Source organism: Paracoccus sp. S3-43 (assembly GCF_029027965.1).
Classification (GTDB): Bacteria; Pseudomonadota; Alphaproteobacteria; order Rhodobacterales; family Rhodobacteraceae; genus Paracoccus.
Map to the genome: position 1 here is coordinate 290001 of NZ_CP119082.1, position 13480 is coordinate 303480.

Consider the following 13480-nt stretch of genomic DNA (forward strand, 5'->3'; position numbering starts at 1 on the left):
CAGTACCGTGAGGGAAAGGTGAAAAGCACCCCGACGAGGGGAGTGAAACAGTTTCTGAAACCGGACGCCTACAAGCAGTCGGAGCCTCCTTGAGGGGTGACGGCGTACCTTTTGTATAATGGGTCAACGACTTGGTCTGTCTGGCAAGCTTAAGCCGTTAGGTGTAGGCGCAGCGAAAGCGAGTCTTAAATGGGCGCTTGAGTCAGACGGATCAGACCCGAAACCGAGTGATCTAGGCATGAGCAGGATGAAGGTTGGGTAACACCAACTGGAGGTCCGAACCCACACCTGTTGAAAAAGGTCGGGATGACTTGTGCCTAGGGGTGAAAGGCCAATCAAACTCGGAGATAGCTGGTTCTCCGCGAAAGCTATTTAGGTAGCGCCTCGGACGTATCCCTCGGGGGGTAGAGCACTGCATGGATGATGGGGGCCCACAGCCTTACTGAGTCTAAGCAAACTCCGAATACCCGAGAGGACTATCCGGGAGACACACGGCGGGTGCTAACGTCCGTCGTGGAGAGGGAAACAACCCTGACCAACAGCTAAGGCCCCCAATTCGTGGCTAAGTGGGAAAGCATGTGAGACTTCCAAAACAACCAGGAGGTTGGCTTAGAAGCAGCCATCCTTTAAAGATAGCGTAACAGCTCACTGGTCTAATCAAGAGGTCTTGCGGCGAAGATGTAACGGGGCTCAAGCCACGAGCCGAAGCTTTGGATGCACCTTATGGTGCGTGGTAGCGGAGCGTTCTGTGATAGAGAACGCTGCCTCTTTTGCCCTGCGAAGGGTAACGGAGGCACTGTTCTGACTGTGAAGCCGGGCCGTGAGGCATCCGGTGGAGTGATCAGAAGCGAGAATGTTGACATGAGTAGCGACAAACAGGGTGAGAGACCCTGTCGCCGAAAGTCCAAGGGTTCCTGCTTAAAGCTAATCTGAGCAGGGTAAGCCGGCCCCTAAGGCGAGGCCGAAAGGCGTAGTCGATGGGAACCAGGTTAATATTCCTGGGCCAGGAGATGGTGACGGATCGCAAAGATTGTTCGACCTTATCGGATTGGTCGGGCAGTTCAGCGGTTCCTGGAAATAGCCCTCCACAAGACCGTACCCTAAACCGACACAGGTGGACTGGTAGAGAATACCAAGGCGCTTGAGAGAACCACATTTAAGGAACTCGGCAAAATACCTCCGTAAGTTCGCGAGAAGGAGGCCCGATTGGCAGGCAACTGTCGGTCGGGGGCACAAACCAGGGGGTGGCGACTGTTTACTAAAAACACAGGGCTCTGCGAAGCCGTAAGGCGACGTATAGGGTCTGACGCCTGCCCGGTGCCGGAAGGTTAAAAGGAGAGGTGCAAGCCTTGAATTGAAGCCCCGGTAAACGGCGGCCGTAACTATAACGGTCCTAAGGTAGCGAAATTCCTTGTCGGGTAAGTTCCGACCTGCACGAATGGCGTAACGACTTCCCCGCTGTCTCAAATGTGGACTCAGCGAAATTGAATTGTCTGTGAAGATGCAGACTTCCCGCGGTTAGACGGAAAGACCCCATGCACCTTTACTACAACTTCGCACTGGCATCAGGATTGCGATGTGCAGGATAGGCGGTAGGCTTTGAAGCGGGGACGCCAGTTCCCGTGGAGCCATCCTTGAGATACCGCCCTTCGCTGTTCTGATGTCTAACCGCGGTCCGTCATCCGGATCCGGGACCCTGCGTGGTGGGTAGTTTGACTGGGGCGGTCGCCTCCCAAACAGTAACGGAGGCGCGCGAAGGTTGGCTCAGAGCGGTCGGAAATCGCTCGTTGAGTGCAATGGCAGAAGCCAGCCTGACTGCAAGACTGACAAGTCGAGCAGAGACGAAAGTCGGCCATAGTGATCCGGTGGTCCCGAGTGGAAGGGCCATCGCTCAACGGATAAAAGGTACGCTGGGGATAACAGGCTGATGATGCCCAAGAGTCCATATCGACGGCATCGTTTGGCACCTCGATGTCGGCTCATCTCATCCTGGGGCTGGAGCAGGTCCCAAGGGTACGGCTGTTCGCCGTTTAAAGAGGTACGTGAGCTGGGTTTAGAACGTCGTGAGACAGTTCGGTCCCTATCTGCCGTGGGTGTTGGAGACTTGAGAGGAGTTGCCCCTAGTACGAGAGGACCGGGGTGAACGTTCCACTGGTGGACCTGTTGTCGTGCCAACGGCAGTGCAGGGTAGCTATGAACGGACAGGATAAACGCTGAAGGCATCTAAGCGTGAAGCCCCCCTCAAAACAAGGTCTCCCTTGAGAGCCGTGGAAGACCACCACGTCGATAGGCCGGAGGTGTAAGTGCAGCAATGTATTCAGCTGACCGGTACTAATGGCTCGATAGGCTTGATTTGATCCGGAAGAAGCAGGACTTCTTCCCGAAAGCATCCTTGGACAACACGTTCCCGAAAACGGAACACGCTGATCGCTTCTTTCCCGGTCTGGTGGCCCTAGCGCGAGCAAAACACCCGATCCCATCCCGAACTCGGCCGTTAAGTGCCGCTGCGCCGATGGTACTGCGTCAAAAGACGTGGGAGAGTAGGTCACCGCCAGACCTGGAAAGACGCGAACATCTCTCCGACACGATGAAAAAAACCGAGCAGGACATCCATTGGCGCGGGGTAGAGCAGCCCGGTAGCTCGTCAGGCTCATAACCTGAAGGCCGCAGGTTCAAATCCTGCCCCCGCAACCATCGTCACTTGCCTCGAACGCCCGCCGCCCAGGCGGGCGTCGGCATGTTTGGCATCCCGATCCCCGCACAGTGCCAGGATCGCTCCCAGCTCTCCGTAAAGATCGATCCCCTGCCTCTCCGGACCAGGGTGGATACCACCTTCTCGATCAGCCCGCGCAGGATCATCGCCGCCTCCACGCGCGTGTCGTAGGCGTTCAGCGCCGTGCTCAGCGCCGCCACCTTCTTCTCGTAGACCGCGGCGATGCCGGGATGCATCGCCACCGGTGAAGGTTCTTCGGTGCGGGCGAGGGCGGCTTCGATCTCGGCGCGCTCCGCTTCGAGCGCGTCCATCTTCTCCTTCATGGAGGGGCTATACATCCCCTCGGTGATCGCGGTGATGATGCTGTCGATGGCTTTCTTGACGCGGGCATGGCGGCGTTCGAGATCGGCCCGTTCCGCCAGGGCCTCCTGGCGCCCGCGCTGCACCTCGCGCTGAAACTCCTCGATGAACCGGCGCAGCAGGTCCGGTCTCATCAGCCGCTCCCTCAGGCCAGAGAGCACTCGCTCCTCCACCTCCTTGCGCAGGATCGTGCGGCGGTTGTCGCAGGTCCCCTTGTTGCGAGTTCTCGAACAGCCCAGCCGGGACTTGCTGATCATCGAATAGCCGCCCCCGCAGCAGCCGCAGCGGATCAGATCGGAAAGCAGATGACGGGGCCGGTGGCCGCGCTCGATGCCCGGCGCGTCGGGGTTCTCGGCGCGGCTTTCGAAGATCTCCTCGCGGGTTGCCTGTTGGTGGGCCTTCACCTTCTCCCAAAGGGCTTGGTCGACAATGGCCAGATGCGGCACCTCCTCGACGACCCAGTCTTCGGGCGGGTTCAGCCGCGAGACCCGCTTTCCGGTGGCGGGATCCTTGCGGTAGTGCAGCCGGTTCCAGACCAGCTTGCCGATATAGAGTTCGTTGTTGAGGATCCCCGTCCCGCGCTTCCAGTTGCCGCCGATGGTAGAGGGGCTCCAAGTGCCGCTGCTGCGGCCCGAAGCTGGAGAAGGGATGCCTTCCGCGTTCAGCGCGACCGCGATGGTGCGGGCGCTCTTGCCCGCCGCATAGTCGCGGAAGATCCGCCGCACGATCGCCGCTTCCGCCTCGTGGATGACCCGGTCGCCTGCGGTCGAACTGCCCTCGGGCAGCGCCTGGCGATCGACCTTGTAGCCATAGCCGATGCCGCCGGCCGACTTGCCCTCCCGCACCCGGCCCTCCAGCCCCCGATGGGTCTTCTGGGCGAGGTGTTTGATGTAGAGGGCCGCCATCGTGCGGCCGAGACCGACATGCATCTCGTTGATCTCGCCCTCGGTCTTGGTGACGATTCGGATACCCTGAAAGCTCATCTGCTTGTGAAAGCCTGCGATGTGTTCCTGGTCACGCGAGAAACGGTCCAGGGCCTCGGCCACCACGACGTCGAAGCCGCCTCGCATGGCGGCCTGCCGCAGACCCTGAAATCCGGGACGCAGATCGAAGGACCCGCTGCTCGCCCGATCCTGGAACGTCTCCGTCACCAGCCAGCCATTGTCGGCGCACAGCTTGCGGCAGAGCCGAAGCTGGTCCTCGATCGAGGCATCCCGCTGCAGATCGGAGGAATAGCGGGCATAGACGGCCGCCCGGACAGGCGATGATGCTTTGAAGGTCACGGCGTGTCCCCTCCCTCCGTGGTGGATTGGCCCAGATACTCCCGTGCCGCCTGCCGGGCCAGGAGGCGGACGAGCGCGTTGAGGCCTTCATGATGGGGTTCCTGCGCCAGGTAATCAATGTCCGCGTCGCTGGCTCGCGGCTGATCGGGCCGACGAACTGACGGGGATCGGTCTGGCTTGGACGGCGTTCTGGACATCGAGATTGACCCGGACGGAAAGGTCCGTGCAATCTGAAGGAGAGTTCGGGACCGACTTGGGAAACAAATCGGCTGTTTGACGTGAGAGGCGTCGATGGATGAAATTGAAGCAGCTCTCTCGAGGATCCGGGTTGGTGCGCAAGCTGAACTTGAGAAGAGACAAGGGGACAGCGATTCGCCAGAGGTTCGCTTCGCTGACTTGGCGCCGGCCCTCCTGATCTACGATCTCGACAAAGCGAATTACGACGAACAGCTTATTCCTCAGCCGATCATTGATCGCGTGGGAAGGCGCCTGTTCGGTGCCTTTGTGCCCACAACACCACAGATTGTCGCGAAGAGCACCTTGATATCGCCCATCGAGAAGAGGCGGTTCATCCAACAGGGTTATGTCATCCTTGTCGTGCCCCTGCGCAGGATCGAACCTCACGCACGCGGGCGGCGCGGTTTGACGCATGCCGAGCAAGCCATCAAAAACGCGTTGAGTCTGTGGACGTATGCACTCATCCCTGAAATCACTGCGCAGTTCGTGGCCAGGAACCCGCGGCTTCGGACAGACCGGCTTTTTGCATGGTTGAAGAGTCGCGCACCAAGTCTCGCGCTCTTAGCGGAAAGTTCTCATGCCGGCAGGATAAACGGCGGCGGAACGAATGACAGACGGGATAGGGAGAATTATCCGGACCTAGGTCATGTTGACAAATGGCGGAGCCAGATGCGGATCGAGGTGATGTCGATGAAGCCCAGGAAGCTCTCTGCGGTTTTGTCGTAGCGGGTGGCGACGCGGCGGGCATTCTTGAGCTTGTTGAAGCAGCGCTCGACGAGGTTGCGCAGCCGGTAAAGGGTTCGGTCCACGGCCACGCGCAGCTTGCGGGACTTTCGCATCGGGATCACCGGCACGACGTTGCGCGCCTCCATGGTTTCTCGAACCCTGTCAGAGTCATAGCCGCGATCCGCCAGCAGGACGGAGGGCTCTGGCAGGTTGTCGTCCATGATGAGGTCAAAGCCCAGATAGTCCGATGTCTGGCCCGGCGTGATGTCCGACCTCATGGGCAGGCCTGCGCCATTGACGCGGAGGTGGATCTTTGTCGTGAAGCCACCTCGCGAACGGCCAAAACCCTGTCGCGGAGTCCCCCTTTAGCGCCCGCTGCCTGATGATGGGCGCGGACCACGGTGCTGTCGATCATCTGCAAGGCCGCTGGAACCACCCCGCTCTCGTTCAGGGCCTCCAGTATCCCTTCCCACAGCCCGGCCAGGGTCCAGCGCCGGAACTGGCGGTAGACCGACGACCACTTGCCGAACTCTTCCGGCAGGTCACGCCACGGCGAACCTGTGCGGGCTATCCAGAAAATCCCATCCAGAACAAGACGATGGTTCATGGGTTTGCGCCCGTTCGGTGCGCGGACGGCCAGAATGAAGCGTTCGTGAAACGCCCATTCCTCGTCAGACATCAGGTCTCGTGCCAAGCTGGTCTCCATCGCAGATACCAGCTTGAATCACGTTCAGCACGTCCTGTGAATCCCTTTTGTCAACACGGCCTAGTCAGAATGACGCGAGAGAGAGCGAGGAACTGGTATTGCGTTACTTTGCATTCAAAGACGCGCCGGATCAGTATGGTGATAATCTGTCCAAGTTTCTCGATAGCTTTATGGAGAAAGCGACCAGTTTTGACAGCACCCAGATCATCCAATTGAGAAAAGAATTCAAAGCCAGCCTTGCCGCGTGCAAATTGGTGTTCGATAATGATGAGCTTTTTTCGGACATTAATAAAAATAGGCGTCGTCAGGGCATCGTATACTATGACCTTCTGATGGCGTCTCTCGGAAGGATCCCGACCAAAACTCTTCGTGAAAAAAGAACTGAGGTCAGGGAAGCGTTCGCGGCACTGTGCGCTTCTCCGGACTTCAAGAGACTTACGGCCGGTGGTCTGCAGCGGAAAACTTCTATCGCGCGCCGAAATGCGCTGTGGGATAAAAAGCTCCAGGTGGCAATTAAGTGATTAGCGTTGATCTTCTTCAAATTTACTGTAGGTCATGTTGACAAATGGCGGAGCCAGATGCGGATCGAGGTGATGTCGATGAAGCCCAGGAAGCTCTCTGCGGTTTTGTCGTAGCGGGTGGCGACGCGGCGGGCATTCTTGAGCTTGTTGAAGCAGCGCTCGACGAGGTTGCGCAGCCGGTAAAGGGTTCGGTCCACGGCCACGCGCAGCTTGCGGGACTTTCGCATCGGGATCACCGGCACGACGTTGCGCGCCTCCATGGTTTCTCGAACCCTGTCAGAGTCATAGCCGCGATCCGCCAGCAGGACGGAGGGCTCTGGCAGGTTGTCGTCCATGATGAGGTCAAAGCCCAGATAGTCCGATGTCTGGCCCGGCGTGATGTCCGACCTCATGGGCAGGCCTGCGCCATTGACGCGGAGGTGGATCTTTGTCGTGAAGCCACCTCGCGAACGGCCAAAACCCTGTCGCGGAGTCCCCCTTTAGCGCCCGCTGCCTGATGATGGGCGCGGACCACGGTGCTGTCGATCATCTGCAAGGCCGCTGGAACCACCCCGCTCTCGTTCAGGGCCTCCAGTATCCCTTCCCACAGCCCGGCCAGGGTCCAGCGCCGGAACTGGCGGTAGACCGACGACCACTTGCCGAACTCTTCCGGCAGGTCACGCCACGGCGAACCTGTGCGGGCTATCCAGAAAATCCCATCCAGAACAAGACGATGGTTCATGGGTTTGCGCCCGTTCGGTGCGCGGACGGCCAGAATGAAGCGTTCGTGAAACGCCCATTCCTCGTCAGACATCAGGTCTCGTGCCAAGCTGGTCTCCATCGCAGATACCAGCTTGAATCACGTTCAGCACGTCCTGTGAATCCCTTTTGTCAACACGGCCTAGCCAATTTGATGGGTTGAAGCAGGTTGTCCGCGCATCCGCAGATAGATCCGTGATGGAGCCACCTGATGCCCTATTTTACGAGAACCAGAACGTATTTGTTAAGTCATATCTTGTCAGTGCGTGCTCAATTCTGGAGGCATTTGTACAGGATATTGCCAGTGAGTACATGCTAAACATGCAAAGCCGAATAAACTCTGCAAATCTCCCTCACAACTTTGTCGCGTGGGTGGCGGGGCATGAGAAAGCCAACCTTGAGTTTAAATCTTTTGTTGGATCGAAAGCTAGGAAAGACATTTCAGACATGGTATCCCCAAGTTATTGGAAGACAATGAAGGCGTTTGAACGCATTGGCATCGACATCTCAAAGCCAGAAGTTATCGCATTCAAAGACTATGTGGTTACTACCGTTGAAAAGCGCAACAAGATTGTTCATCACAACGATGACGCTTCGGATTTGAGTTTTAATGACATCATTGATGTGATCGATCAATTTAGGGCTTACATACAGTGTGTTTTTGATGCAATTCTGGCTGATCCGCATCTGGGCGCCACAACCTACGCAAAAATCTAATTATTCCGCCATTTCGCGCCCACAGATACCGCTGTGCGTAGTGCAGTGGATGGCTAGGGCCTGAGCATACCCACCGTTCAGGATGTAAGCAGCGAACGACCGCTTTCCGCCCAAGATGCCTGTGCCCTATGTTTCAGAGCGCACCATCCCTTCATCGATAATCCCGCCCCTTCACCTTGATGCTGTCCAGATGCAGGTCGCGGACATACATGTCACGGGGCCGCGGTCCTTCAGGCACGATCCCGCGCGGATCCGGGGCGGGGCTGCCATGGCGGAACTCGTCGCCACGCCCGTGGGGCAGGGGGAAGGCGGTGCCGCCTCGGCCGACGCCGGCTAGCTCGCGCGACAGGTCGGTCAGCTGATGGGCGACCAGATGCGCCACCTCGCCCTCGCGCTGAATGCGGCCCCGGACGGCGATCATCCCGGCGCCGAGAATGGTGCGGCGATGCGCTTCGAAGACCCTGGTCCAGATGACTAGGTTGGCGACGCCGGACTCGTCTTCCAGCGTGATGAACATCACCCCTTTGGCCGATCCGGGCCGCTGGCGGACCAGGACCAGGCCGGCGGTCTCCAGCCAGCACCGGTCGCGGCTGGCCATGGCATCGGCACAGGTGACGATACGGCGCTGCTTCAGTCTGTCGCGCAGAAATTCCACCGGATGCTGGCGCAGCGACAGCCCGGTATGGCCGTAATCCTCGACCACCTCGCGGCCGAGAGTCATCGGATGCAATGTGATCGCGGGTTCGGCTGCCTCGGGGTTGCTTTCGCACTCGCGGTCTGACGCCGCCGCGAACAGCGGCAGTTCCTCGGGGGCTAGTTGTTCAGTCCCGGCATCTGGTGGATCGGGTTTAGGATGAATCTGTCTGGCTCTGATGTCCAGATCTTGCAGATGTATTCGTAGGGCGTGAGGCCGCCGAGGGTCTTGAGCCTACGCGCGAAGTTGTAGGCTGCCATGAAGTCGGCGAGATGCGTGCGGAGCTCGTCGTGGCTGGTGTAGTGAAAGCGTTTGACGGTGGCGTCCTTGATCGTGCGGTTCATCCGCTCGACCTGACCGTTGGTCCACGGGTGGTTGGGCTTCGTCAGGCGGTGCTCAATGCCGTTGGCCTCGCAGATCATGTCAAAGCGCATAGGTCTGGAATAGATGGTGTTCCGGTTCCGAGGCTGCTCGGCGAACTGAATACCGTTGTCGGTGAGGATGGTATGGACCTGATAGGGCACGGCTTCGAGCATGTGCTGCAGGAACTCCCAAGCTGTCTTCCTGTCCGCCTTGTCGACGAGCTGGGTCACGGCAAACTTGCTCGTGCGGTCAATGCCGACGAACAGGTAAAGCTTGCCTTCAGCAGTCTGCACCTCGGCGATGTCGATATGAAAGAAGCCGATAGGGTAGCGCTTGAACTTCGACCGTTTCGGCTTGTCGCCTTCCACGTCGGGCAGTCGAGAGATGCCGTGGCGCTGAAGGCACCGATGCAGCGCTGAGCGTGTCAGGTGTGGAATTGATGGCTGCAGGGCATAGAGGCAGTCGTCCAGCGGCAAAAGCGTGTGCAGCCTGAACGCGACGATGGCCGCCTCCTCGGCTTCTGTCAAAACCGTGGAGCGTGGCTCCTTCGGCCCTGTCTTGAGATCATCGACCGTCGCTCGCTTGCGCCACTTCGCCACTGTCTTGGGGTTAATGCCGAGCTCCCGGCTCAGCGTCGCGAGCGAAGCTTGCGATCGTTGTATTGCAGCTCTGACGGCGTGCGTGGTCGTGGCGCTCCCGTGACGAACCTGGCCCATAATGCTTCCCTCCATCCCTGAGAAAGGATCGCACCATCAAACCGTGGGATCAAACAGCTAGTCCCTTGATGGCCCAAAGGGCGTCGCGGCGGGAGAAGCCGAGGCTCGGGCGGAAGCCGTCGGCCTCGGCGATCCGGGTCAGCGCGGCCAGCGGCGCGCGGACCCTGCGCCACAGATCCTCGACCGAGGCGAAGGGCTGATCGGCGCGGGCGGTGACGATGGCGGCACCGTGGGCATTGGCCAGCCCCTTGACCATCCGCAGCCCAAGGCGGACGGCGAAGCGGCTTTCGTCATTCTCGGACCGCCCGGTCGCTTCCAGGGTGCAGTCCCAGCGACTGGCGTTGACGCAGACCGGTCGGACCTCGACGCCATGGTCGCGGGCATCGCGGACGATCTGCGCCGGGGCATAGAAGCCCATCGGCTGGCTGTTCAGGAGCGCGGCGCAGAAGGCGTCGGGATGCCAGCACTTCAGCCAGGCCGAGGCATAGGCCAGCAGCGCGAAGCTGGCGGCGTGGCTTTCCGGGAAACCATAGCTGCCGAAGCCCTCCAGCTGTCGGAAGGTGCGCTCAGCGAACTCGGGCTCGTAGCCGCGCGCCACCATGCCGGACACCAGCTTGTCCTTGAAGGCGCTGACCCCGCCGGTGAACTTGAAGGTGGCCATCGACTTTCGAAGCATGTCGGCCTCGCCCGGCGTAAAGCCGGCGCATTCGATGGCCACCCGCATGGCCTGTTCCTGGAACAAGGGCACGCCCAGGGTCTTTCCCAGCACCTTTTCCAGCTCCGGCGTCGGATACTCGACCGGCTCCTTGCCCTCGCGGCGGCGCAGATAGGGATGAACCATGTCGCCCTGGATCGGCCCCGGCCGGACGATGGCGACCTGCACCACCAAGTCGTAATAGGTGCGCGGCTTCAGGCGCGGCAGCATCGCCATCTGCGCCCGGCTCTCGATCTGGAAGGTGCCGAGCGTGTCGGCCTTGCGGATCATCGCATAGGTGCGCGAGTCTTCGGCGGGAATGGTGGCGAGATCGTAGGAGACGCCCTTGTGGTCCTCGATCAAGGCCAGCCCCTTGGCCATGCAGGTGAGCATGCCGAGCGCCAGCACATCGACCTTCATGAACCGCAGCGCGTCGATGTCGTCCTTGTCCCATTCGATGATCTGCCGGTCTTCCATGGCGGCCGGCTCGATCGGCACCAGGTCGTCGAGCCGATCCTGGGTCAGCACAAACCCGCCCGGATGCTGCGACAGGTGCCGGGGCACGCCCATCAACTGCCTGGCCAGATCCAGGGTCAGGCGCAGCCGCCGGTCAGCGGGGTCGAGGTTCAACGCCCTGATCTGCTCGTCCGACACCCCGTCCTCTGACCAAGCCCAGATCTGGCTGGAGATCGCTTGGATCAGATCCTCGGGCAGGCCTATGGCCTTGCCCACGTCGCGCAGCGCGCCCCGGGCGCGGTAGCGGATCACCGTGGCGCAAAGGGCGGCGCGGTCCCGGCCATAGGTCTGGTAGACCCACTGGATCACCTCCTCGCGGCGCTCGTGCTCGAAATCCACGTCGATGTCGGGCGGCTCGCGGCGTTCCTCGCTGACGAAGCACTCGAAGAGCAGGTCGTTGCGGCCCGGATCGATGGCGGTGATGCCCAGCACATAGCACACGGCGCTGTTCGCCGCCGAGCCGCGCCCCTGACAGAGGATGTCGCGGGAGCGGGCGAAGCGGACGATGCTGTGGACCGTCAGGAAATACGGCGCATAGTCGAGCTTCTCGATCAGCGCCAACTCGTGAGACAGGCTGGCCGTGACCTCCGGGGGCACGCCTTCGGGGTAGCGCCCCTTGGCGCCCTCCCAGGTGAGCCGCGCCAGCGTTTCCTGGGGAGTCAGGGAGGGGTCGTCGCGTTCCTCGGGATACTGGTAGCGGAGTTCGTCCAGCGAAAACCGGCAGCGATCCATGATCTCGACGGTCCGCGCCAGGGCCTCGGGATAGCGGCTGAACAGCCGGTGCATTTCCGCGGGCGGCTTCAGGTAACGATCGGCATGGCGCTCGCGGCGAAAGCCCAGGGCCTCGACGGTGACATTGTGGCGGATCGCCGTCACCACGTTCTGGAGGATACGACGCGACGGGTCGTGATACAGGACATCGTTCGTCACCACGGTCGGCACGCCGATCTGGACAGCAAGGTTTGACAGCTCGTGCAGCCGCAGTTGGTCATTCGGGCGGCGGCGCAGGGTCAGCGCGAGATAGGCACGGTCCTCGAACAGGTCGCGCAGCCGCCGCAGGCGCAGCGCGCAGACATCATCCGCAAGGTCCGGCACCAGAACGGCGATCAGGCCCTCGGCGTAATCGGCCAGATCCGACCAGTCCAGACGGCACTTGCCCTTGCCCGCCCGGCTCTTGCCCAGGGTCAGCAACCGGCAGAGACGGGCATAAGCCGCCCGGTCGGTCGGATAGACCAGCAGCGCGGTGCCGTGGACTGCCCCCACGGAGTGGTCCGGGTTGATTGTTAGTGCATCGTCGGCCGCTGGTCTATTGGGATGAGGGCTTCCGGTGCGGGCGGGCGGTATCCCAGGGAGCTGTGCGGCCTGACAGTGTTGTAGTGGCGGCGCCATCGCTCGATGAGGATCTGGGCCTCCCTAAGCGAATAGAAGACTTCTGCGTCCAGGAGTTCGTCGCGGAATCGAGCGTTGAAGCTCTCGCAATACCCGTTCTCCCAGGGTGAACCCGGCTCGATGAACGCGGTCTTGGCACCAACTGCGCCGATCCAGCCCTGCACCTTCTTGGCAATGAATTCCGCGCCATTGTCGGACCTTATGAACGCAGGCGGGCCACGCAAGATGAACAGCTCCGTCAGGGCGTCGATTACGTCGGTGGAATTGAGCTTGCGGTTTGCACGGATCACCAGCGCCTCCTTCGTGAATTCGTCGATGATATTGAGCGTCCGAAACAGCCGTCCGTCATGTGTCCGGTCCTGAACGAAATCATAGGACCAGACGTGGTTCGGGTGCTCCGGTCGGAGACGGACGCAGGACCCGTCGTTCAACCAGAGCCGACCCTTCTTTGCCTGCTTTTGTGGGATCTTCAGCCCTTCACGCCGCCATATCCGTTCCACGCGTTTATGATTTACATGCCAACCGGCGTTGTTCAGCAGTCCGGTGATCATCCGATAGCCATATCGCCCGTAGGTGCGAGCGAGCGCGATGATGTCCTCCGTCAGCCGTTCTTCGTCCGGGGCGCCGCAAGGAACCTTGCGTTGCGTTGAGCGGTGCTGCCCGAGGGTGCGGCAGGCGCGGCGCTCGGATATGCCAAGCGCCTGCCGCACATGATCGATGCACTTGCGACGGCGCGAAGGGCTTAGAAGTTTCCCCGTGCAGCCTCGCTCAGGATCATCTTGTCCAAGGTCAGATCTGACACCGCGCGCCGCAACCGCTGGTTCTCCGCCTCAAGCTCCTTGAGACGCTTCAGCTGATCCCGGTTCATGCCGCCATACTGCTTGCGCCAGCGATAATACGTCGGCTCGGTCACGCCGATCTGCCGCACCGCGTCGGAAATCGCCATTCCCTGTCCATGAAGCACTTCGATCTGTCGAAGCTTCAGAACGATGTCTTCCGGTTTGTCTCGCTTGCCTGCCATCTGATGGTCCTCCTGAACAGGATATTTGTATCCCAGTTGGCGGACCACTTCAGTGGGGGCACTCCAGAGCAGGCAGTTCGTCTCCC

At 60.5% G+C, this 13480-nt stretch carries 10 protein-coding genes, 1 tRNA gene and 2 rRNA genes (1 of these 13 running past the window's edge); 6 read left to right on the top strand and 7 right to left on the bottom strand.

The genetic code is table 11. The features are described from left to right. From PXD02_RS01435 to PXD02_RS01445, 3 genes are all read left to right on the top strand, one after another. Positions 1–2356: ribosomal RNA gene (locus PXD02_RS01435) — 23S ribosomal RNA — on the top strand (it extends 476 nt beyond the left edge of the window). An 86-nt stretch (positions 2357–2442) separates the two neighbouring features. Next, positions 2443–2557: ribosomal RNA gene (gene rrf / locus PXD02_RS01440) — 5S ribosomal RNA — on the top strand. A 60-nt stretch (positions 2558–2617) separates the two neighbouring features. After that, positions 2618–2694: transfer RNA gene (locus tag PXD02_RS01445), tRNA-Met, on the top strand. A 3-nt stretch (positions 2695–2697) separates the two neighbouring features. Here PXD02_RS01445 and PXD02_RS01450 read toward each other — a convergent pair. After that, on the bottom strand, positions 2698–4356 hold the full coding sequence (locus PXD02_RS01450; RefSeq protein ID WP_275105207.1) for a recombinase family protein: 1659 nt from the start codon (positions 4354–4356) through the stop codon (positions 2698–2700). Between the two features lie 291 nt (positions 4357–4647). Between PXD02_RS01450 and PXD02_RS01455 the strand changes: the two genes are divergently transcribed. Next, positions 4648–5319 (top strand): hypothetical protein, encoded by a 672-nt coding sequence (locus PXD02_RS01455; protein ID WP_275105208.1) that lies wholly within the window; start codon positions 4648–4650, stop codon positions 5317–5319. Here the strand turns inward: PXD02_RS01455 and PXD02_RS01460 are convergent. Beyond that, a protein-coding gene (locus tag PXD02_RS01460) for an IS5 family transposase (RefSeq protein ID WP_275103592.1) occupies positions 5238–6025 on the bottom strand; the annotation gives its coding sequence in 2 pieces (ribosomal slippage) (positions 5238–5686 and positions 5686–6025; 789 coding nt in all). The two genes, PXD02_RS01455 and PXD02_RS01460, sit on opposite strands and share 82 nt — an antisense overlap. 98 nt (positions 6026–6123) lie before the next feature. Here PXD02_RS01460 and PXD02_RS01465 point away from each other — a divergent pair. Beyond that, positions 6124–6546, top strand: coding sequence for a hypothetical protein (locus PXD02_RS01465; RefSeq protein WP_275105209.1), 423 nt, complete (start codon positions 6124–6126; stop codon positions 6544–6546). Between the two features lie 32 nt (positions 6547–6578). Here the strand turns inward: PXD02_RS01465 and PXD02_RS01470 are convergent. Beyond that, positions 6579–7366, bottom strand: a protein-coding gene (locus PXD02_RS01470) for an IS5 family transposase (RefSeq protein WP_275103592.1) whose coding sequence is annotated in 2 segments (ribosomal slippage) — positions 6579–7027 and positions 7027–7366 — 789 coding nt in all. Because the reading frame shifts where the segments join, the coding sequence is not laid out codon by codon here. A gap of 116 nt (positions 7367–7482) precedes the next feature. Between PXD02_RS01470 and PXD02_RS01475 the strand changes: the two genes are divergently transcribed. Beyond that, positions 7483–8001, top strand: a complete 519-nt coding sequence (locus tag PXD02_RS01475; protein ID WP_275105210.1) for a HEPN domain-containing protein — start codon at positions 7483–7485, stop codon at positions 7999–8001. A gap of 151 nt (positions 8002–8152) precedes the next feature. Here PXD02_RS01475 and PXD02_RS01480 read toward each other — a convergent pair whose 3' ends face one another. The 4 genes from PXD02_RS01480 to PXD02_RS01495 all read right to left on the bottom strand — a co-directional run bounded on the left by PXD02_RS01480 (position 8153) and on the right by PXD02_RS01495 (position 13394). Continuing rightward, a complete protein-coding gene (locus PXD02_RS01480; protein ID WP_275105211.1) occupies positions 8153–8722 on the bottom strand; it encodes an OB-fold nucleic acid binding domain-containing protein in 570 nt (189 codons plus the stop codon). Between the two features lie 92 nt (positions 8723–8814). Further along, positions 8815–9774, bottom strand: coding sequence for an IS481 family transposase (locus PXD02_RS01485; protein ID WP_275105212.1), 960 nt, complete (start codon positions 9772–9774; stop codon positions 8815–8817). A 49-nt stretch (positions 9775–9823) separates the two neighbouring features. After that, complete coding sequence (locus PXD02_RS01490; RefSeq protein WP_275105213.1) at positions 9824–12247, bottom strand: error-prone DNA polymerase; 2424 nt, start codon at positions 12245–12247, stop codon at positions 9824–9826. Between the two features lie 20 nt (positions 12248–12267). After that, positions 12268–13394, bottom strand: a protein-coding gene (locus tag PXD02_RS01495; RefSeq protein WP_275103593.1) for an IS3 family transposase whose coding sequence is annotated in 2 segments (ribosomal slippage) — positions 12268–13130 and positions 13130–13394 — 1128 coding nt in all. Because the reading frame shifts where the segments join, the coding sequence is not laid out codon by codon here. Between the last annotated feature and the right edge of the window lie 86 nt (positions 13395–13480).